17 protein-coding genes are annotated in these 18,883 nt (G+C 54.6%); 6 read left to right on the top strand and 11 right to left on the bottom strand.

Features of this window, described 5'->3' with window-relative positions; all coding sequences use genetic code 11:
- Nucleotides 1-12: 12 nt before the first annotated feature.
- The 6 genes from uvrD to lptM all read right to left on the bottom strand — a co-directional run bounded on the left by uvrD (nt 13) and on the right by lptM (nt 5,651).
- The gene (gene uvrD, locus J5224_RS08160; protein WP_264624882.1) at nt 13-2,175 is read right to left on the bottom strand and encodes a DNA helicase II; all 2,163 of its coding nucleotides are present in this window, start codon (nt 2,173-2,175) and stop codon (nt 13-15) included.
- Between the two features lie 83 nt (nt 2,176-2,258).
- Complete coding sequence (gene yigB, locus J5224_RS08155; RefSeq protein WP_264624917.1) at nt 2,259-2,975, bottom strand: 5-amino-6-(5-phospho-D-ribitylamino)uracil phosphatase YigB; 717 nt, start codon at nt 2,973-2,975, stop codon at nt 2,259-2,261.
- Nucleotides 2,975-3,892, bottom strand: a complete 918-nt coding sequence (gene xerC / locus J5224_RS08150; RefSeq protein WP_264624881.1) for a tyrosine recombinase XerC — start codon at nt 3,890-3,892, stop codon at nt 2,975-2,977. Before xerC ends, yigB begins: the two co-directional genes overlap by 1 nt.
- Entirely contained in the window at nt 3,889-4,593 is a 705-nt protein-coding gene (locus J5224_RS08145) for a DUF484 domain-containing protein (protein ID WP_264624880.1), read from the bottom strand. The genes xerC and J5224_RS08145 overlap by 4 nt, the downstream gene beginning before the upstream one ends.
- Nucleotides 4,590-5,414: a diaminopimelate epimerase gene (dapF, locus tag J5224_RS08140; protein WP_264624879.1), complete on the bottom strand. Its 825-nt coding sequence runs from the start codon at nt 5,412-5,414 to the stop codon at nt 4,590-4,592. The genes J5224_RS08145 and dapF overlap by 4 nt, the downstream gene beginning before the upstream one ends.
- An 81-nt stretch (nt 5,415-5,495) precedes the next feature.
- Nucleotides 5,496-5,651, bottom strand: a complete 156-nt coding sequence (gene lptM, locus J5224_RS08135) for an LPS translocon maturation chaperone LptM (protein ID WP_319802423.1) — start codon at nt 5,649-5,651, stop codon at nt 5,496-5,498.
- Between the two features lie 77 nt (nt 5,652-5,728).
- Here lptM and cyaY point away from each other — a divergent pair, with 77 nt between their 5' ends.
- Nucleotides 5,729-6,049 carry an iron donor protein CyaY gene (gene cyaY / locus J5224_RS08130; RefSeq protein WP_264624877.1) on the top strand — a complete coding sequence of 107 codons (321 nt, stop codon included), beginning with the start codon at nt 5,729-5,731 and terminating at the stop codon, nt 6,047-6,049.
- 41 nt (nt 6,050-6,090) lie between these two features.
- On the opposite strand, the gene J5224_RS08125 is transcribed toward cyaY, so the two are convergent.
- On the bottom strand, nt 6,091-8,646 hold the full coding sequence (locus J5224_RS08125; RefSeq protein WP_264624876.1) for a class I adenylate cyclase: 2,556 nt from the start codon (nt 8,644-8,646) through the stop codon (nt 6,091-6,093).
- 335 nt (nt 8,647-8,981) lie between these two features.
- Between J5224_RS08125 and hemC the strand changes: the two genes are divergently transcribed.
- The 5 genes from hemC (at nt 8,982) to J5224_RS08100 (ending at nt 14,742) form a co-directional block, all read left to right on the top strand.
- Nucleotides 8,982-9,923, top strand: a complete 942-nt coding sequence (hemC, locus tag J5224_RS08120) for a hydroxymethylbilane synthase (protein WP_264624875.1) — start codon at nt 8,982-8,984, stop codon at nt 9,921-9,923.
- Entirely contained in the window at nt 9,920-10,660 is a 741-nt protein-coding gene (gene hemD / locus J5224_RS08115) for a uroporphyrinogen-III synthase (protein ID WP_264624874.1), read from the top strand. The genes hemC and hemD overlap by 4 nt, the downstream gene beginning before the upstream one ends.
- Before the next feature lie 46 nt (nt 10,661-10,706).
- Nucleotides 10,707-11,852, top strand: coding sequence for a uroporphyrinogen-III C-methyltransferase (hemX, locus tag J5224_RS08110; protein WP_264624873.1), 1,146 nt, complete (start codon nt 10,707-10,709; stop codon nt 11,850-11,852).
- Nucleotides 11,853-11,854: 2 nt separating this feature from the next.
- Nucleotides 11,855-13,045, top strand: a complete 1,191-nt coding sequence (hemY, locus tag J5224_RS08105; RefSeq protein ID WP_264624872.1) for a protoheme IX biogenesis protein HemY — start codon at nt 11,855-11,857, stop codon at nt 13,043-13,045.
- A 257-nt stretch (nt 13,046-13,302) separates the two neighbouring features.
- Nucleotides 13,303-14,742, top strand: coding sequence for a glycoside hydrolase family 1 protein (locus J5224_RS08100; RefSeq protein ID WP_264624871.1), 1,440 nt, complete (start codon nt 13,303-13,305; stop codon nt 14,740-14,742).
- 740 nt (nt 14,743-15,482) lie between these two features.
- Here J5224_RS08100 and J5224_RS08095 read toward each other — a convergent pair.
- The 4 genes from J5224_RS08095 to J5224_RS08080 all read right to left on the bottom strand — a co-directional run bounded on the left by J5224_RS08095 (nt 15,483) and on the right by J5224_RS08080 (nt 18,843).
- A complete protein-coding gene (locus tag J5224_RS08095) occupies nt 15,483-15,836 on the bottom strand; it encodes a hypothetical protein (RefSeq protein ID WP_264624870.1) in 354 nt (117 codons plus the stop codon).
- A 310-nt stretch (nt 15,837-16,146) separates the two neighbouring features.
- Nucleotides 16,147-17,304: a M20 peptidase aminoacylase family protein gene (locus J5224_RS08090; RefSeq protein WP_264624869.1), complete on the bottom strand. Its 1,158-nt coding sequence runs from the start codon at nt 17,302-17,304 to the stop codon at nt 16,147-16,149.
- A 93-nt stretch (nt 17,305-17,397) separates the two neighbouring features.
- Nucleotides 17,398-18,159, bottom strand: coding sequence for an amino acid ABC transporter ATP-binding protein (locus J5224_RS08085; protein ID WP_264624868.1), 762 nt, complete (start codon nt 18,157-18,159; stop codon nt 17,398-17,400).
- Between the two features lie 12 nt (nt 18,160-18,171).
- Nucleotides 18,172-18,843 (bottom strand): amino acid ABC transporter permease, encoded by a 672-nt coding sequence (locus J5224_RS08080; protein WP_222161225.1) that lies wholly within the window; start codon nt 18,841-18,843, stop codon nt 18,172-18,174.
- Nucleotides 18,844-18,883: the final 40 nt, after the last annotated feature.

Genomic DNA, 18,883 nt, shown 5'->3' with positions numbered 1-18,883 from the left:
TTGATGCCCGTGTTATACCGTCTCCAACCGCGCATAGGCGGCGACCAGCCACTTGATACCTTGTCCCTGAAAAGCGACCTGTAAACGGCAATGCTCACCGCTGCCTTCCAGATTGATGATGGTCCCTTCGCCAAATTTGTCGTGGCGCACCCGCTGGCCCAACGCATAGCCACTGTCACTTTGGCTAATCGGCGTACCCAAGCGCTGGTGATTGACGGGACGAGACACGCTGGCACGCAGACGCACTTCCTCCACGCACTCGACAGGCAGTTCACCCACAAAACGCGATGGGCGATGATAGGTCTCCTTGCCGTACAGCCGTCGGCTTTCAGCATAGGTCAGGGTGAGCTTCTGCATGGCGCGCGTCACGCCAACATAGGCCAAACGGCGCTCTTCTTCGAGACGCCCACCCTCATCCAGCGACATCTGGCTCGGGAACATGCCCTCTTCCATGCCGACGATAAACACCTGAGGAAACTCCAGCCCTTTCGCGGAGTGCAGCGTCATCAGTTGTACCGCATCCTGATAAGCATCAGCCTGCCCTTCCCCCGCCTCCAATGCCGCGTGAGAGAGAAATGCCTGCAACGGCATCAGGTCCATATCCTCTTCCTGATAGCTGAACTGACGCGTTGCCGTCACCAATTCTTCCAGGTTTTCTACCCGCGCTTGCCCTTTCTCACCGTTTTCCTGCTCGTACATCTGCCACAGGCCGGAATCTTTGATGGCGCGGTCGGTCTGCACGTGCAACGGCAAATCGGCGGTTTCATAGGCCAGCGCTTCCACCAACTCAAGGAAGCGCTGTAACGCAGAAGCAGCACGCCCCGCCAGCGCTTTTTCCTGCAACAGCACGCGGCTGGATTGCCACAGCGTCACCTGCCGATCGCGCGCGGTCTGACGCACCACGTCCAGGGTACGATCGCCGATACCGCGCGTTGGGGTATTTACCACGCGCTCGAAGGCGGCATCATCATTGCGGTTGGCAATCAGGCGCAAATAGGCGAGCGCATCTTTGATTTCCTGACGCTCGAAGAAGCGCATGCCGCCATAAATCCGGTACGGCATGTTCTGTTGCAACAAGGCCTCTTCCAGCACGCGCGATTGGGCGTTGCTGCGATACAGGATGGCGTTTTCCTTGAGTGCGCCGCCATTTTCCTGCCACACCTTGATGCGATTCACCACAAAACGGGCTTCATCCAGCTCGTTAAACGCACAGTACAGAGAGATCGGGTCCCCCTGCGCATCGTCCGTCCACAGGTTTTTACCCAACCGCCCGCCGTTGTGCGCAATCAGCGCATTAGCCGCAGTAAGAATATTGCCGGTAGAGCGATAGTTCTGCTCCAGACGAATGGTTTCGGCTTTGGGGAAGTCATTTAAAAACAGCTGGATGTTTTCCACCTGCGCCCCGCGCCAGCCATAAATTGACTGATCGTCATCACCGACGATCATCACGCTGGCAGTATCTCCCGCCAGCATGCGGATCCAAGCGTACTGAATACGGTTGGTATCCTGAAATTCGTCCACCAAAATATTGGTGAAGCGCTCGCGGTAGTGACTGAGAATATGAGGTTTGTTCAGCCACAGTTCGTGAGCGCGCAGCAGGAGTTCGGCAAAATCGACCAGTCCGGCGCGATCGCACGCTTCCTGATAGGCTTGATACACTTTGAGCCAGGTCTGCTCAACGGGATTGCCATAGCTTTCGATATGCTGCGGGCGCAGACCTTCGTCTTTCTTGCCGTTGATGTACCACATCGCCTGGCGCGCCGGCCACTGTTTATCATCCAGATTCAGCGCCCGAATCAAGCGCTTGAGCAGACGCAACTGATCCTCGCTGTCCAGAATCTGAAAATCCTGCGGCAAACCGGCATCGAGATGGTGCGCACGCAACAGGCGGTGCGCCAGACCGTGGAAAGTACCGATCCACATGCCGCCCTGACTGGTGCCGATCAAATGCTCGATACGGTGGCGCATCTCCGCCGCCGCCTTGTTGGTAAACGTCACCGCCATGATGGAATAGGGCGAGCACTGCTCAACGGACGTCAACCAGGCGATACGATGCACCAGCACCCGCGTTTTGCCGCTTCCGGCGCCCGCCAGTACCAGAAGATTCCCACGCGGCGCGGCAACCACATCGCGCTGTTTATTGTTCAGGCCATCAAGAAGTTCAGAAACGTCCATCGGTACAGTTATCCGTTAACAGACAAGCAGTAACCCCAGGGGCACTTACTTCACTGGTGATTTATACAGCTAAATTAGCAGAATTATAGCAGCGTTGTGAGCAATGCCAACCGTGAAATTTCCACATGCGGCAATAACCGTGCGTCGTCAATTTTCATCAGGTTGCCTGCATGCAGGTTAATCCAGCACGCTTGCAAGCCGTTACGCACCGCGCCTGCCACGTCGGTGGTCAAGTCGTCACCCACATGCAGAATCTGCCCCGGTGCCACGCCCAGCGCCTGCGCCGCCCGATGATACATATCACCAAAGGGTTTGGCACGGCCGTCCGGCCCGGCGCGCAAGATAAACTGAAAGTAGCGATCCAGCCCGAAGCGGCTGGGATCGGCATTGCCATTGGTAATAGCCACCAGCGGCCAGCGCTGGGATAAGGCGTGCAACGTATCATGGGTTTCTTGCGTCGGGGTAATCTGGCTGCGCCAGTGAGCAAAGTTCGCCATCGCCTGCGCGGCACCGTGGCTGGCCGTCTGTGCATCAAGCCCCGCCTCCAGCAACAATTGCTCTACCGCCCGCCGACGCCACTCCGTGACATCATGGTATATCTCTGGCTCCTGCTCGCGCAGCGCGTCGCGAATACGCTGTAAATCGCTCGATTGCACCGCGCCCAGCGCAGGGTGCAAGGTTTGTAGAAAGCGCACCGATTCCAGTTGAGTGCGCTGAATCACGTCACGGTTATCGTACAGCGTATCGTCTAAATCAAACGTCATGGCGGCAATCGGTGCCAGTGGACGGTAAAAATGCATCATGTCTTCCCTCGTTTGGCACGCGGATGTGCAGCATCGTACACCGTTGCCAAATGTTGAAAATCCAAATGGGTATATATTTGCGTGGTAGAAAGATTGGCATGCCCCAGCAGTTCCTGCACTGCACGCAGGTCACCACTCGATTCCAGCATATGGGTGGCAAAAGAGTGGCGTAGCTTATGTGGATGAACGTGGCTGCTCAGACCCTGTTTGACGCCCCACTCGGCAAAGCGCTTTTGCACATTGCGCATCGAAATGCGCTTGCCCTGTCGGGTAATGAAGATGGCATCATCTTCCGGGCCAAACAGCTCGCGCCGTTCCAGCCACTCACGCAGCCAGTGCACGGCTGTGCGTCCCAACGGCAGCTTGCGCTCTTTGCTGCCTTTACCCACGACCCACACTTCGCCGCCGTCCAAATCGACATGACGACACTCCATGCCGACCAGTTCCGCCAAACGTAAGCCCGCACCGTACATCACTTCCAGCATAGCGCGATCGCGCACCGCAAGCGGATCGTTGAGATCGATTTCCAACAGGCGGTTTACTTCATCCACGTCCATGTTTTTCGGCAGATGTCGGCCCGCTTTGGGTGCAGAAATACCGCGCGCTGGATTGGCAGTTAACGCCCCTTGCGCCACCTGCCAATCAAGAAAACTGCGCAGTGCCGAAAGACGCAGCGCCAGGCTTGCCGCTTGCAACCCACCGCGTTTGCTGCGCGCGGCTACTGAGCGCACCCCCGCCGCATCCAGCATGTGCCAATCAGTGATGCCCCTTTCATCCAGCATGGCGGTAATGGCGCCCAACTGGCGGCAGTAATTTTCCTGCGTCAGCGGACTGAGTTGACGTTCCGCTTTTAAATAACGTAAAAACGCGGCGACCGAGGTCAACAGGGGTGAAGGCAGCGCGGGGTCGTTCATACCCGTTCGACCCAGCGCGCCAGCATATCCGGCAGCAGGTTGGCTAGGTGTTGCAACAGCACGGTACCCATGCCGTCTTGGTAGTGATGGCTGTCGCGGCTGCTGAAAATCACCACGCCCAGTGAGTCGTTTTTTCCCAACAGCGACAGCGCCACGGACCCCACCTGCCGTGCCTGTGGTAGCAGTAACAGCAGTTCCGGCCCATTCAGGCTGCCAAGATAGTGGTTACTGTTACGCAGACGTTGTATGCGCAGCGGTTCAAACAACGAACGCGACAGCGCCAGATGGGTAAAGCGCGAAGGCGCACTGATGCGCCATTTGTCACTGAACAGGCGAATATCCGCGCCAACCAACCCTTGTTGGCGTGTCCAGCGTTGCAGGCGTTCAAGCAAGTCATGCAGACCGGTAGCCGCTGATAAGTCAGTCTGTAACTCCAGCAGACGACGGAACAACACTTCGTTGCCGCGCGCCTGCTCCATCAGCAAGGTGATCTCTTCTTCCAACTGCGCAATCTGGTGTCGCTGGCGCGCTAACTGCCATTCAACCAACGAGACCGTGCCCCGCACCGGGTGCGGAATGTGCATTTGCTCGACCTGCCGCGCATTGCGGATAAAGAAATCAGGGTTCTGTTGCAGGAACTGCAAAATCAGTTCGTCACTCAGTGCGCTCTGGCGTTCTGCCTGTTCCTCGACCTGCTTCATAAATGAATAAATCCATCATAGACATGGGTGGCAGGACCGGTCATATAAAGCGGATGCCCGACCCCTTTCCAATGGATATCCAGATCGCCCCCCGGTAACGAGACGCGAACTTCATCCGCCAATAGCCCTTGCTGAATGCCCACCGCCACGGCGGCACAGGCACCGCTGCCACAGGCCTGCGTTTCGCCCGCGCCACGCTCGTAGACCCGCAGGCGTATGTGGCTACGGTCAACAATCTGCATAAACCCGACGTTGACGCGCTCAGGAAAACGCTCGTGGCTTTCCAGTACCGGGCCTAGCGTTTCCACATTGGCCGTATCAACATCGTCAACCTGAATCACACAGTGGGGATTGCCCATTGAGACCACGCCGCACAGCACCGTATGATCGTTGGCGCGCAGGATATAGGTCTTCTCCGCCTTTGCGGCCCGAAACGGCACGCGCTGAGGTTCAAAATCCGGCTCGCCCATGTTCACCCGCACCAGCTCATCATCCGTGACGCTGAGCACCATGCGCCCGGTATGGGTACTCACCGCAATATCGCGCTTGTTGGTCAGCCCTTTGATACGCACAAAACGGGCGAAACAGCGCGCGCCGTTACCGCACTGGGCCACTTCACTGCCATCCGCATTGAAAATGCGGTAGTGAAAATCCAGCTCAGGATCGTAGGGCGGCTCTACCACCAGCAATTGATCAAACCCTACCCCGCGATGGCGATCCGCCAAACGGCGAATCAACTCTGGCGAGAAATAGACATTTTGTGTAACGGCATCGACAACCATAAAATCATTGCCCAAACCGTGCATTTTAGCGAACTGCATTATACTGACTCCGCTCATGTAACCGGGCGCGGTAATTGCTATCGTGACCTGTTATCCGTGATTAACATGCAACCGTGCCGGTTACGGACGCATCGACGGCTTTTGATGCGTATTCTTCTGTGCGTCTGGAACGTTGGTCGGTTCACCGTTCGGCATATAAAGCGGCCCTTTTAGCCCGCAACCCACCAATCCCAGCAGCATCAGCGCCAGAGAAAATGAACGAAATACCTGCTTCATGTCATTAAGACCTGTCAATCATCTATGCATGCTCTCTATAATCGCAGGTGGATCATGAAAAGCAATAGGAATCGAAAATGAACGACAGTGAGTTTCATCAATTAGCGGATGCGTTAATGTTGACGATCGAAGAAGCGTTGGACGACTTCGAGGGCGATGCCGATATCGATTACGAAACCAACGGCGGCGTGATGACACTGAGTTTCGAAAACGGCAGCAAGATTGTCATCAACCGCCAGGAACCACTGCATCAGGTATGGTTGGCGACCAAAGCGGGTGGCTATCACTTTAATTACCGGGATGAACAGTGGATCTGCGATCGCAGCGGCGAATCTTTTTTTGCGCTGCTGGCGCAGGCATGCAGTGCGCAGGCCGGTGAGGACGTCTCTTTCGATTAGCTCAGGAAAACGCTCTGTTGCCACCAAGGACAACCTGAGCGTTACAGCATGTGCAACCGCTGTTTGATGGCGGGCGACGCGCTTTCTTTGCCCGACGATAGGTTCAAATGAGATAGCGTCGTGCTGCGAAAAGGAATCACCTGCGCCCGTCCATCCAACTGCACAATCTGGTAGAACTGCGGCAGGTTGAAATTGATAAAACTGGAGCCGTAGGTAAAGCGGTCATGGGACGAAGAGTAAAAACGGCTCACGTCACGTACCAGCTCTTCCTTGCTGCCTTCACAGTGGTGATAAACCTCAACGCGGTTCGATTCATCCAGAATAAAGATATTAAAGCCTTGCTCTTCGGGCATATCTTCAAAGAAGAACTGGATGATCCCTTCGCTCGCCACGCCGTCGATGACGGCGGGCAGGTGGATATGGTTGGTCTCCACCTGTGTGGGCAACCCTTGCAGTTTGTTGTTGGAAATCGCGCCGTAGAACTCCACCGCATTTTCCAGCTTCTGCACTGATACGCTCAGGCGTTCGAAGAACAGACCCCACGTCTGCCCTGCCACTTTTACCGCTTTGAAACGGCCCGGCTCTTGTCGAGTGCTGGACAGACGCAATTCAATGCACTCGGACACCAGTTGCTGCACACGCGTGCGAATCAAACCGCGCAGGTGTTGGCTGTAGCAGAACACTTCCAGCGATTCCGGCAGCGCCGCATCCTGATGCATTTTGCCCAAAATGGTTTTCAGCGCTTCCAGCACAGACTGTTCGCCGTTGAAATGCAGGGTGCGCACTTCATTCCACGAATTGCGGTACAGCAGGTCAATGCTACCCACCAGACACTGCTGCTGCTCGCCGAAACTGAATACGTCCAGATGGCGGAAATCAAAATGCACCACCTGATTGCGGAATGCCGCCGTTGGGTCGTGCTCCAGATTGACGATAATCGCCAGATGCCGAATTTCGCACGGGCTGTACAACGCCTTGGGCGTGGGTGCCGGTAAACGCAGCGGGAAGTGGCAAGAGACGTCATCCACCAATTCGCGCAAACGAGCAATATCGATCTGCTCGCTGCCTTTGATGTGCAAGCGTGTGTTCGGCGTCAGCAGCCCGTTAAAATAGGCCCACGCCACCAGCTTGTTCAGGTAGCGGTTATATTCCAGCGGCTGATGGCTGATGATGGCATCCATAGACGGTGCCTGATTGTACAGATACCAGCCAGAGCGGTTGGCACGGCCCGCCGGAACGTAGATAAAGGTCAGATCCGCTTCGGACAGGTCCGGCGAAATTTGCGGATTGAGCAGCGTCACTTTACCCGGCAGCGCTTCAAAGGCGGCATACAGCTTACGCGTCAATACGCCGATATCCTGCGGGCTGGCGCTCACGCTCAGGTTGTTGCGCCGCGCAAAGCGGATCAGGTTGCGATAGGTTTGCATCATCGCATCGAGCAATTCGTTGTGCGCTTCACGCACGCGCTCGATTTTCCAGTTGGCGCGATTATCCAGCATGGCAAGGTGTTCGCTGTTCCAGCCCCACTCTTGCACCAGTTGGCTTAGGATCTGCCGCCGCCAGCCAACGCAGGCTTTTTCACGCGACAGTTTTTCGCACACTTTGAGATAAAAACAACGCCGCGCTAAATCGAGGCGCGTCGGGTCTTCAATTTGCGTGAGGTATTCGGTCACCCGATCCAGCATCATACAATAGGGATCGAGCCCAAACGCCACGATCTCCCCTTTGTGCAACCGGGCTTTGATATCCATCGACAGCAAACGCGTATCAGGGTATTGCCAGGAATAAGCTTCAAGCAGCAGGGTCTTCAATACCGCTTTGTACGGGGAGTCGATGCTTTTATACAGTTGCCACAGGCTGGCACCGAAATACTCTTCCGCGGAGAGCGAACTTAATCCGCCCAGATCCAGCCACTCGTTGGGTGCAAGCGCACCCTGTGCATAGAGCGACAGGACATATTCATCGTAATGCTCTTCTTCTTCAACAGGCACCATATGCCACAGCAGGCGTTTACCGGCCATGCGCACGGCGGTGCGATAAAATTCGTCCAGTAACAGGATATGCTGCGTCGAACCGCAATCTTCGCCGCCCAGGCTGCCACTTTCATTGTGACGAAAACGGTTTTCGTCAATCAGGAAGAAGCTGACGTCCACCCCTTGCGCCGCCGCCCATTGCTCCAGCAGGGTACATTTCTGCTGTAAACGCTGGTGCTCTTCGTGGTCTAACCAAGATTGGTGACACACCCAGATATCCAGATCGGAAGAACAACTTTGACCGATGGACGAGGTGCTACCCATAGAATAAACGCCGGTGATCGGCAATTCACCTTGCGAATTGATGGCGGGGATTTCCCCCCAGCGCAGTTCAATGCTGTCGATGTAGCGCTGTTGATTTTCATCAGGCGTGAAAGTGCACACACCGTGCGGCACCTTACCTTCAAGGTAGCCCGGCATGAGCGGATGATGGTGGTGCAATAATACGGGCAGAAGGCGATAAACCTGCTGAAAAGCGGGTTTCATTGCTTCCAGAGCGCGGTCAACTCGCAGTTGGTTGATCGCGTCCAGTCTCTGCTTCAAAGTCTCGATGTAGAAGTACAAGACGGTCCGCCTGATTATCCCAGTGCCTAGAAAAAACCCCGTGTTCCAAACCCATCAGCAATAGAATTAGAGGAGTGACTGATAAGATAGTGCTGGAAACGTGATCAATTTAACACCTTGCTCATTGAGCGTAAAGAAACTAAAGAAAGTTAGCCACGATTAGCTTACTTTCTCTTATTGCCCCTCGCTCTCTGGCATGATTACGCCGCGATACCCCCACCTCATGGTGAAAACACGCACCTTCCCGTCGCTACCCAGCACCTTCAGCGCCGGAACGCTGACACCTGAGCGCCGCAGTGATACGATGGCGCAAAATGATAAAAACGGTATTAAGCATGGTAGACAACACCCTTAGAATTGCCACCCGACAAAGCCCACTGGCACTGTGGCAAGCACATTATGTGCAACAGCAGTTGCAGCACTACTACCCCACGTTGCAGGTTGAACTGGTTCCCATGGTGACGCGCGGCGACATCATCCTGGACACGCCGCTGGCGAAAGTGGGCGGCAAGGGACTGTTTGTTAAAGAACTGGAGCGCGCGTTGCTGGAAGGCCGCGCGGATATCGCCGTACACTCGATGAAGGATGTGCCGGTATCGTTCCCCGACGGCCTTGGCCTGTATACCATTTGTGAGCGTGACGATCCGCGCGATGCCTTTGTGTCGAATCAGTATGCCAGCGTGGCCGATCTGCCGCTTGAAAGCTGCGTCGGTACCTCCAGCCTGCGCCGCCAATGCCAGCTGCGCGCCCGCCGGCCCGATCTGATCATCCGGGATTTGCGCGGTAACGTTGGAACGCGCCTCGGCAAGTTGGACAACGGCGACTATGACGCCATTATTTTGGCCGTCGCCGGACTTTCACGCCTGAATCTGTCAGAACGCATTCGCACGCCACTCCCCCCGGAAGAGTCACTGCCCGCCGTGGGTCAGGGTGCGATTGGTATCGAATGCCGGGAAAATGACGCCCGCGTGCGCGAACTGCTGGCACCGCTCAACCATGAACAGACCGCCTACCGCGTTCTTGCTGAACGCGCCATGAACCTTCGCCTCGACGGTGGCTGCCAAGTCCCGATCGGCAGCTATGCTGAACTCAATGCGGGACAACTCTGGCTAAGAGCCTTGGTGGGTGCACCCGATGGCAGCAGAATGATTCGCGGTGAGCGCATCGGCCCCGCCAGCGAGGCGGAACGCATGGGCATCGATCTGGCTGAAGAGCTGTTAGCCAACGGCGCAGACACGATTCTGCACGCCGTTTATCAGAGTGCAGGCTCATCATGACCATTCTGGTGACCCGCCCGTCACCAGCGGGGGAGGCACTGGTGGAACGGCTGTGTAAGCTCGGCCACGCGGCTTGCCACAGCCCGCTTATTGATTTTTCCCCCGGCAGTGAACTGCCTTCCCTGTCAGCACGACTGGCGGCGCTGCGCGAGGGCGATATGCTGTTCGCGCTGTCGCAGCACGCCGTGCACTATGCCGCTGCCACACTCATGCAAGCGGGTGTGTCCTGGCCCGCAACCCCGGTCTATTACGCCATCGGACGCACCACTGCACTGGCGCTGCATCAGGCCACCTCTCACGCCGTTGCCTATCCGCCCGAGCGGGAAACCAGCGAAATGCTGCTGCAACTTCCAGAATTACAAAATATTAGTGGCAAAAACGCGCTATTATTACGAGGTAATGGCGGCAGAGAACTGCTGGCAACAACGCTCGCAGAACGCGGCGCACAGGTCAGTTATTGTGAATGTTATCAGCGCAGTCCGGTCTATTATGATGGACCGGAACAGAGCCGACATTGGCAACAACTCGGTATCGATCGTCTGGTGATTACCAGCGGCGATATGCTGCATCAGCTGTATGCGCTGGTGCCACAATATTATCGCGAATCCTGGCTGCTGCACTGCCAGGTTATCGTTGTTAGCGAACGGTTGGCGCTTGAAGCGCGCCAGCTTGGCTGGCGTGACGTGCTTATCGCGGACAATGCCGATAACGACGCGCTTGTGCGTCTGCTATCGTGACTGCGCGGCCAATCGTACAACAAACCAGACCATGGGATGACCCATTATGACGGAACACCATACCCCTTCAACCCCATCGGAAACGGTGACAGAACGCCCTGATGCTACGTTTTCGTCCCCCGACGCCGCGCCTGCGGATGAACCGCGCCGGGACCGCGCGGGGCAGGGCCGCGTGCTGGGTGGCGTTGCCATTGCTATCGCCCTGCTGTTAAGCACAGGCGTGTACTACCTCGGACAGCAGCAGGAGAAACAAAACGCTGCGTCCATGGCACAAATGAAGGGCGAGTTGGCGGCGCTACAGCAACAGTATCAGCAGGATAAAACGGCGTGGCAGGCCGCGCTGGCGCAGCAAAAACAGTGGCAGGACAGCACGGCGAACCAGTTGAACGTGGTGACACGGGAATCCACCGAACTCAGCCAGAAACTGGCCGCCCTTTCCAACCACGACACCAGCACCTGGCTGCTGGCACAGGCGGACTTTCTGGTCAAACTGGCCGGGCGCAAGCTGTGGAGTGATAAGGATGTGCTGACCGCGGGCGCACTGCTGAAAAGCGCCGATGGCAGTCTGGCTGACATGAACGATCCGAGCCTGCTTGAACTGCGTCGCGCCATTGCCAATGATATCAGCGCATTGGCGTCAGTCGGTCAGGTAGATTTCGACGGCATTATTTTGCGGGTGAATCAGTTAACCGATCAGGTCGATAACCTGCGTCTGGCCGATAACACCCAGGACGATGATGCGCCAATGGATGAAACCGACGGCGAGCTTTCAGCCACACTCAGCGAATGGCGACAGAATCTGAGTAAAAGCTGGCACAACTTCATGTCCGATTTTATTACCATTCGCCGGCGTGACAGCAATGCGGAACCGCTGCTGGCACCGAATCAGGATTTCTACCTGCGTGAAAATATCCGAGCGCGTCTGCTGACCGCCGCACAGGCCGTGCCGCGTCATCAGAACGAGACGTTCAAACAGTCGCTGGAAGCGGTATCCACCTGGGTACGCGCCTATTTTGATACCAGCGATCCCGGCACCAAAGCCTTTCTGGAACAGGTTGACAGCTTAAGCCAGCAGCCCGTCTCTCTGGATGTACCTACTACGCTGCAAAGCCAGCCGCTGCTGGAAAAACTGATGCAAACGCGAGTGCGTAATTTGCTGGCGCAATCGCCTGCGCAGCAACAGGAGGGCTGATCATGCTGAAAGTGCTGTTCTTGTTCCTGATCCTTATTGCTGGCGTAGTGCTTGGCCCGATGCTCGCAGGGCGTCAGGGCTATGTACTGGTGCAAACGGACACCTACAACATCGAAACCAGCGTTACCGGGTTGGTTATCATGCTGGTGCTGCTGTTGGTCGTCCTGTTTGCGTTGGAGTGGCTGTTGCGTCGCATGTTTCTCACCGGCGCGCGCACCCGCGGCTGGTTTCTGGGCCGTAAACGCACTCGCGCCAGAAAACAGACCAAAGCGGCCCTGCTTAAACTGGCCGAAGGCGATTATCTTCAGGTAGAAAAACTGCTGACGCGTAACGCGGATCACGCCGAACAACCGGTGGTGAACTATCTGCTAGCCGCCGAAGCCGCGCAGCAGCGCGGTGATGAATTTCGCACCCGGCAGTATCTGGAGCGAGCGGCCGAAATGGCCGACACCGATCAGTTGCCGGTAGACATCACCCGCGTGCGCATCCAACTGGCTCGCAATGAGGATCACGCCGCACGCCATGGCGTCGATCGTTTGCTGGCATACGCGCCGCGCCATCCCGAAGTATTACGGTTAGCGGAACTGGCGTTCCAACGCACACACGCTTACGGCGCACTGTTAGATATTCTGCCCGCCATGCGCAAAACCCAGATCCGTACCGAGGAGGAGTTGGAGGCATTGCGCCAATCCGCCCTACTCGGTCTGATGGAACAAGCGATGGCAGAAGGTGGCAGCGAAGGCCTGAAGCTGTGGTGGAAGGAACAAAGTCGCAAGGTGCGGCAAGATTTGCCATTGCAAGTGGCCATGGCGGAGCACCTCATCGCCTGTGACGATCACCACACCGCCCAGCAGATTGTGATCGACGGTTTGAAACGTCATTACGATGAACGTCTGGTACTGCTGATGCCACGTCTGGCCGCAGGCGAACCGGCCTCTTTGGAAAAACTCCTGCACCAGTTGCTAAAACAGCACGACAACAGTGCGTTGCTGCACAGTACTCTGGGACAGTTGATGCTGAAACAAGGGGAATGGCAGCAAGCCAGCGATGCGTTTGCCGCCGCACTGGCGCTGCGCCCGGATGCCTTTGATTACGCCTGGCGCGCCGATGCTTTTGATCATCTGCGGCTGCCGGAAGAAGCAGCTCAGATGCGTCGCGAAGGGCTGTTACTCACACTACAAACCCCGTCTTAATCGCGTTCTCCGCTGCCCCGCAGTCAGGGGCGGCGCTATCCCATCAGTACAATCAGCGAAACAGACACGCTTTTATACCGTTACGCAATATACCCTAAATAATTCGGGTTGCAGGAAGGCGGCAAATGAGTGAACCCCGATGAGCTTACTCAGGTAAGTGATTCGGGTGAGCGAGTGCAGCCAACGCACATGCAACTTGAAGTATGACGGGTATAAAATGAAACCGGTTTCATTTTAAATACTAAAAGGAGAATTCCATGACTACACGATTTCCTCCCGAATTTCTGTGGGGCGGAGCGACCGCCGCCAATCAGGTGGAAGGTGCATACGATGAAGCAGGCAAGGGACTGTCGATTGTGGACACCCTCCCAGGCGGTAAAGCACGCTTAGCCATCGTCGCGTCTGAATCCTTCGATTTTTCGCTGGATACCGCGCGTTATACTTATCCAAACCACAAAGGCATCGACCATTATCACCGCTTCAAAGAAGATATCGCGCTGTTCGCCGAAATGGGCTTCAAGTGTTACCGTTTTTCCATTGCCTGGACCCGTATCTACCCTAATGGCGTGGAGCAAACGCCCAATGAAGCCGGTCTGGCACACTACGATGCGGTAATTGATACCTGCCTCGCCCATGGCATTGAACCGGTTATCACGATTTCGCACTACGAACTGCCGCTGCATCTGGCCACCGTCTATGGCGGTTGGAAAAACCGCGCGCTAGTTGGATTTTTCGAGCGTTTTTCTCGCACGGTGCTTGAGCGTTTCGGACACAAGGTCAACTATTGGATGACCTTCAATGAAATCAACAGTGCGGCGCATTTTCCGATCATGAGCCAAGGACTCGTTGTCAAAACGGGGGCCCGGGACGCACAGGCGAAATTTCAGGCATGGCATCACCAGTTTGTCGCCAGCAGTCTGGCAACCAAAATTGCCCGCGAGGTCAATCCAAATATCCAGATGGGCTGCATGATTATTTATGCCACCACCTACGCCTACGACAGCAACCCGGTGAATCAGTTGGCGGCCATGCAACGCACGCAGTCCTTCAATTTTTATTGCGCCGATGTGCAAGCCAACGGCAAATACCCCTACTATGCGCAACGGTTGTGGGACTCACTGGGCGTTACGTTGGCGATCGAACCCGGCGATCTTGAACTGCTGGCGAATAATACCGTCGATTACATCGGTTTCAGCTACTACATGTCGACCACCGTGAATGAAACCCACGCAGAGGGCGAAGATACCGAAGGCAATTTACTGGGCGGAACGCGCAACCCGTTTCTTGAGGCCAGCGAATGGGGATGGGAGATCGATCCGACCGGTCTGCGCATCGCGCTGAATCAGCTTTATGACCGATACGGTAAACCTCTGTTTGTGGTCGAAAACGGATTAGGGGCCATCGATAAACCCGACAGCAACCTCTACGTGGCAGACGATTACCGCATCAATTATCTGCGCCAACATATTGAGGCAATGGCAGAGGCCATTGCTGACGGTGTGACGCTGATGGGCTATACCCCTTGGGGCTGTATTGATCTGGTCAGTATGTCGACCGGCGAAATGTCCAAGCGCTACGGGTTTATTTATGTCGATCTCGATGACACCCTCTCTGGCAGCGGCGATCGCCACAAGAAAAAATCATTTTCATGGTATCAAAAGGTCATCGCCACCCACGGCGAAGACCTCACGCCCTAAAAATGGCGAAAAAAAACGCTTGCCAATAAACGGCAAGCGTTGAATAAGATCAGGTCATAAAAGACTACAGTAGAGTGCCTCACTCAACGTAATGTCCGAAAAGTCCGATGGTGTTGTGAAACGCAGCAAAACTGCCAACCACAACGTCATCTGGAGGTGGACGATAGGCACCTGTAAACGGCTCTGCGTCATTCCCAGGGTTATGAAGCCGAAGCAAACATAGAAAGCGGAATGAGCATCTACGAGGGTTATATTTGCATGAAACGTGCCAAATTATTGGTTCAATGAAAAATAAAAAAAGAAAAACAAACAACAAATTGAAAAATATGAATTTTTTTAAATCTATCTATTTGGCATGCCTCCCCCTGACGGATAGCAAGAACCAGGTAGAAATGTCCCTGACTGTCTCCATATAGAGACACAATAGTGAATATTATTTTTTTATGTTTTATTTCAGATGTTTATATGTCTCCTAATGGAGACATATAAACAGGGATTCTGTCGCCATTTTCCAACAGTCTGCTGAACTATCCCGCAATAAAGTCACGCAGATCCTGATGTAACTGTTGCAGCGATCTTTCGTCAAGATAGGGAAAATGCCCCGACGCATACCGATGAAATTGCAGATTAGCGCGCAGTTTTTCAGGCAAAGAGAGGTGATTGAGGTGATGGCGTCGCCAGATCGTAGATCCCCCCGAGCACCATCACTTTCATCCGCAGATTCATTTTAATTATCGTCCTTATGGGAACCATTTCGTTTCCGATGTCCATCCCCTCAAATTCATGCACTGATTGAAAAGGGCCTGACGGCTATCACTATTAACATCCATCACATAACTTTGTATTTCTGGTCGTTGCCCGCTGATATATTTTTCATTTTTACAGTCGTCCTTTTTTCCACACGGCAAATAGTAGGACGTATATTTCGTTCGCTGCGCCACTTCATTTTTTACCGGGAATTTTTCTTCACTCAGCGTTTCACAGGCACCTTTCGAGATAGTGAAATCCTCAGCATTAGCGCTGTTTTTCACCCATTGCGTCGTACAACCAGAGAGTAAAAGCGTGGCGAACAATAATGTAAATTTACTATTCATTTCGATTCCCTTTAATACAGATTTCTTACCTTCGGCATAAAATTGTATTATTGGTTCATTCTCTGAATAGCAATTGATACGATCAATGACATATCGTTTAACGAGTATTGAATATTAAAAAAGGATGTAGTGAGCAAGAAACTGAAGGTATTTAACTGTTTTATTTAAATAAAAATAGGGATATCACCTTAATAATTTACAGCACGGAAGTGATTCGGGTTAACGCATGCAGCCAGTGCACTTGCAGCTTGAGATATAGCGGATATTGACATGAATTATCCGCGCCGTGAACACGGCGCGGAGCAAAGCATCAGCGAGAAGCCAGCTGTTCCAGGCTCTGTTTCGCCAACTGATGGAGGTAGTGCGCGGTAGGGAACAGCGCGCTGTCATCAACCCGGAATTTCGGATGGTGCAACGCATAAGGCCCGCCCGAACCGACCATCATGAATGTGCCTGGCAGTTTTTGCTGATAGAAGGCAAAATCCTCGCCAATCGGGCTGGCATCCACGCGACGCGCTTCAAAACCTTCTTCATCGGCAATGCGCAGGGCAAAATCCACCCATTCCGGCGTATTGACCACGGACGGCGGCCCGGCGTGCCAGATAAACTCAAGCTCAGCGCCAAAAGTGCTGGCAATACCTGCCACAATCTGGCGGAAGCGCTGTTCGATCAGATCGCGCGCTGCCTGGCTAAAGGTGCGTACCGTACCTTCCACGTAGGCAGTATCCGGGATCACATTCCAAGTGCTGCCACTGTGTACCTGCGTGATTGACACCACGGCGGTATCATCCGCGGGCACCGTGCGACTGATAATGGTCTGCACTGCGCTAATCAACTGGCCGAGAATGATAATGGGGTCGTTGCCTTCATGGGGTTTGGCCGCATGGCAACCTTTGGCTGCGATCTTGATTTCAAAACGGTCGACACCCGCCGTCAACGCACCGTCTTTGCCACCCACCACACCAACCGGCAGCGTTGGGTCGTTGTGAATGCCAAAGATGGCTGCCGCATTATCCAGCGCACCGGTCGCGATCACTTCTGGCGCGCCCAGCCCGGTTTCTTCCGCCGCCTGGAACAGAATGCGCACGGTGCCCTTTAGCTCAGACTCGATGCCTTTAAGCAAAATGGCGGCACCCAGCGCGGCGGAGGAGTGAAAATCGTGCCCGCAAGCGTGCATCACGCCCTGACGCTGAGAGGTGAAGTCCACGCCGGATTCTTCTTCAATCGGCAGTGCGTCGATATCTGAACGAACGATAACCAACGGGCCATCCTGCACGCCGCCGACTTCTGCGACCAGACCGGTTTTCAACGGCAGATCCAGAATGCGGATGCCTTCTTTCTCCAGCGCGGCGCGGATTTTCTTGGTGGTTTCAAATTCCTGGTTGGATAATTCAGGGTTCTGGTGCAGATCGTGCCGGAACGCCTGAATAAATTGCGCTAACGGCGCATGTTGAGCTGCTGTTTTCACGATGTTTTCTCCACACTGTCCGTGCTTAACGCCGCAGGATAAGCCCGCGGCACGCAGGGTATTTTATCTAAATAGCTTGTTATCACCGCATCGTCAGATGTCGTATTCGGTATGTTCCGGCATCTTGGTCATCTGGCGTAAGAAACGCTGCGTCTGCGGGTTGTCAGAGAAACTGATCACCTGCTCGGCTGGTCCCTGCTCGACGATATGCCCGTCGGCCATGAAAATCACCCGATCAGCAACTTCTTTGGCAAACTGCATCTCATGGGTCACGATAACCATGGTGGTGCTGTTTTTCGCCAGATTTTGAATCACTTGCAGCACTTCGTGCACGCGTTCCGGATCCAGCGCCGAGGTCGGTTCATCAAACAGAATGGCTTTCGGATCCACGGCCAGCGCGCGCGCGATGCCCACACGCTGCTGCTGCCCGCCGGACAAGGTCACCGGATACTGGTGAGCTTCCGGCAGCAGGCCAACCTGCTCGATAAGCCGCAGCCCAATCTCCTGCGCCTGCTTCTTCGGCATTTTTTTCACCACAATCAACGCTTCCGTGATGTTTTCCAGCGCGGTTTTATTTTTGAACAGGTTGTAGTTCTGGAACACCATCGCGGTCTGCTGACGCAGCGCGTAGGCTTCCTTGGTACTATAACGGCGCGTATCCAGTACGCGATCGCCAATTTCAATCGTGCCGGACTCCGGTTTTTCCAACAGGTTGAGGCAGCGCAACAGGGTGGATTTACCCGACCCTGAAGGGCCGATAATCGCCACCACTTCGCCCTGTGCGATATCCAGACTGATATTGTCCAGCACCACTTTGTCGCCAAAGCGTTTTGAGAGGTTTTTTACACTGATCATGGCGGCGTCTCCTTAGCGCTGTAATGAGTGGTTCAGTTTCTTTTCCAGCCAGTTTTGCAGTCTGGAATAAACGATGATGACCAGCCAATAAATCAGCCCTACCACCAGGAAGGTTTCAAAGAAACGCAGCGATTCAGCGGCGATCATTTTACCTTCGGCAAACAGTTCAGATACGCCAAGCGCAAAGGCTACCGAAGTATCTTTGATCAGCGAAATAAAGGTGTTACCTGTAGCAGGCAGCGCATTGAGCATCGCCTGTGGCAGTACAATACGGCGGTAAATCTGCGAACGGTTCATGCCGATCGACAGCCCGGCTTCCGTTTGTCCCCAATCGACCGAGGCCAGCGCGGCGCGGAAAATCTCCGCCATGTAGGCCGAGGTTTTCAGGCTAAAGCCGATAATTGCCGCCGACATCGCGGTCAGATCGCTCAGCGCCGGGAACAGCTGCGGCAAACCGAAATAGATGATAAACAACTGAACCAGCGACGGAATGCCGCGAAACAGCGAGATATAAAACTCAATCACCTTCACCAATACCGTGATCTTGCTTTCCCGCAGCAGCGCTAGCACCAGACCCAGTATCATGGCGAAAATCATGGATACCACGGCTAACAGCAGCGTGGTCGGTAAATAGAGCAAAACCTGAGGAAACACCTTCAGCAGGTAAGCAAAATCGATATTCATGAGTAGTACCATTAATGCTTCCACCGGCGCAAGCACCGGT

This window comes from Candidatus Symbiopectobacterium sp. NZEC135 (assembly GCF_025962695.1).
Note: the sequence above shows the minus strand (reverse complement) of the source record. Positions and strands in the feature narration are given on the sequence as shown.